This is a genomic window from uncultured Acetatifactor sp. (assembly GCF_948601915.1).
Taxonomy (GTDB): domain Bacteria; phylum Bacillota; class Clostridia; order Lachnospirales; family Lachnospiraceae; genus Acetatifactor.
In genome coordinates, this window is sequence record NZ_CAPDXS010000267.1 from 1 (window position 1) to 2,235 (window position 2,235).

General features: G+C 54.4%; 3 protein-coding genes. 1 reads left to right on the top strand and 2 read right to left on the bottom strand.

The features are described from left to right. Window positions 1-167: 167 nt before the first annotated feature. Window positions 168-449 carry a hypothetical protein gene (locus tag Q2B33_RS23870; RefSeq protein WP_296473402.1) on the top strand — a complete coding sequence of 94 codons (282 nt, stop codon included), beginning with the start codon at window positions 168-170 and terminating at the stop codon, window positions 447-449. 54 nt (window positions 450-503) lie between these two features. On the opposite strand, the gene Q2B33_RS23875 is transcribed toward Q2B33_RS23870, so the two are convergent. Next, entirely contained in the window at window positions 504-1,244 is a 741-nt protein-coding gene (locus Q2B33_RS23875; RefSeq protein ID WP_300784680.1) for an amino acid ABC transporter ATP-binding protein, read from the bottom strand. Next, complete coding sequence (locus Q2B33_RS23880; protein WP_300823276.1) at window positions 1,234-1,890, bottom strand: amino acid ABC transporter permease; 657 nt, start codon at window positions 1,888-1,890, stop codon at window positions 1,234-1,236. The genes Q2B33_RS23875 and Q2B33_RS23880 overlap by 11 nt, the downstream gene beginning before the upstream one ends. Between the last annotated feature and the right edge of the window lie 345 nt (window positions 1,891-2,235).

A 2,235-nucleotide genomic window follows, 5' to 3' on the forward strand; every position in this document is an offset into this window, starting at 1 on the left:
AATTAAACAGGGGAGGGTGTAAAGATTGAAAACCTCAAAGTACAATATTTTTATTAAGTCTGATAAAAATGTAGGAGAGTACCTGTTAGCAAATTCACTAACCGGAGCAGTTTTTAAGCTATCAGGAAATGAAAAAAATTGCTTAATTCATATAGGAGCTGATTAGTATGAAAAAGAGTTTCTATGCAAGTGCATGTATATGTGGCATTCATGGCGGAGGGGCATATCTTGTTGACGATGGATTTCGCTTCCGCTGTCAGAAACTTACTATAGCGGACGAGTACAAGGACTTGCTGATTCCCTACGAGAAAATCAAGTCGGTTTTCGCGGCAAGATGGGTGCTCTTTATCCCTACAACGGTAATCGAAACGCAAGATAGGAAGACGTACCGCTTCCTGATTTTTAACAGGAAGAAATTCATAAGGTGTATAGAAGAGCAGCTTCAGTAAAAAACAAAATCCAGAGAGCGTACACTACCGCACAGATAGTGTACGCTCTCCCGCTCACAGCACCTTCGCCAGAAACTCCCTGGTCCTGGCCTGCTCCGGGGCGGAGAAGATCTTCTCCGGCGCCCCCTCCTCCACGATCTTCCCCTCCGCCATGAAGATGACCCGGTCTGCCATCTCCCTGGCAAATCCCATCTCATGGGTGACCACCACCATGGTCATGCCTTCCTTGGCCAGCTCCTTCATGACCTCCAGCACCTCACCCACCATCTCAGGATCCAGAGCGGAGGTGGGCTCATCGAAGAGCATGACCTCCGGATCCATGCACAGGGCCCGGACGATGGCGATTCGCTGCTTCTGGCCGCCGGAGAGCTGGCTGGGATAGGCGTTCGCCCGGTCAGAAAGCCCCACCCGCTCCAGCAGGGCCTTCGCCTTTGCCTCCGCCTCTGCCTGGGATTTCCCCAGCAGCTTCACGGGGGCCAGGGTCATGTTCTTTAAGATGGTCATGTGGGGGAACAGGTTAAAGTGCTGGAACACCATGCCCATCTTCTGTCTGTGGAGGTTGATGTCGGCCTTCTTGTCGGTGATGTCCACGCCCTCGAACAAGACTGCTCCGCCCGTGGGCACCTCCAAGAGGTTCAGGCAGCGCAGGAAAGTGGATTTCCCGGAGCCTGAGGGGCCGATGACTACGACCACCTCGCCTTTTTTCACGGAGGCGTTGACGCCGTTCAGGGCCTTGATGTCGCCGCCGTCGAAATGCTTTTCCAGATTGATTGCCTGTATGATATCAGCGCTCACTGCTCCGCAGCCTCCTTTCCAGCTTCCCTACCAGGAAGGTGAAGAACATTACCAGTATCAGATAGATCAAAGCGGACATCAGCAGCGGGAACAGATAGTCGTAGCAGTTGCCGCCGATGATGTTGCCCGCATAGGTCACGTCCGTGAGGCCCACGTAGCCCGCCACAGCAGTCTCCTTCAGCAGCACGATGAACTCGTTGGCCAGGGTGGGGAGCACCGCCTTGAAGGCCTGGGGCAGGATGATGTAGCGCATGGTGGCCACGTAGCCGAAGCCTAAGCTCCTGCCTGCCTCCATCTGGCCTCCGTCGATGGACATGATGCCGCCCCGGATGATCTCCGCCACATAGGCCCCGGAATTGATGCCGAAGGACAGGGCGCCCACCATGACCTTGTTCCGGCTGGAGGCGAAGACCACGAAGTACATGATCATCAGCTGCACCACCATGGGGGTACCGCGGATCACGGTGAGATACACCTTTGCCAGGGCATTGAAGAAACCTAAGAAAAATTTGCCGGGTCCCTGTATTTCCGTATGGTTTTTGTCCCAGGATACCCGGACCAGGGAGATTACCACCCCCAGGGCCACGCCTATGAGCAGCGCCAGGAAGGTGAGCAGGAGGGTGTTGCCCAGGCCTTTTATGTACATTTGGTACCTGTCGTCAAAGATAAAGCTTTTGTATACATCGTACCCGATGTCGTTCAGCCATTCGGGTCCGTTCTGGATCCAGTCCGGCGCCACCAGGGGCCAGGTCTGGGAGGCGGATGGTCTCATAAGGTGTTCTCCTTTTTCGGTAAATGGTATTTGCAGCCGTTACGGTTCCTTCGGCGCCGTCTGTCTGAAGCGTTTCCAGGCACAGCGGTTTCTCCGGCCGGCGGAAAAATGACAGCGGCATAAGGAACAGAATACAGCAGATAACCCCGCCGGAAATGACGGGGTATGTGGTGTGCGTTGTACCTGCAGCAAAGAGGGTATCCTCCTTCCTGCAGGCAT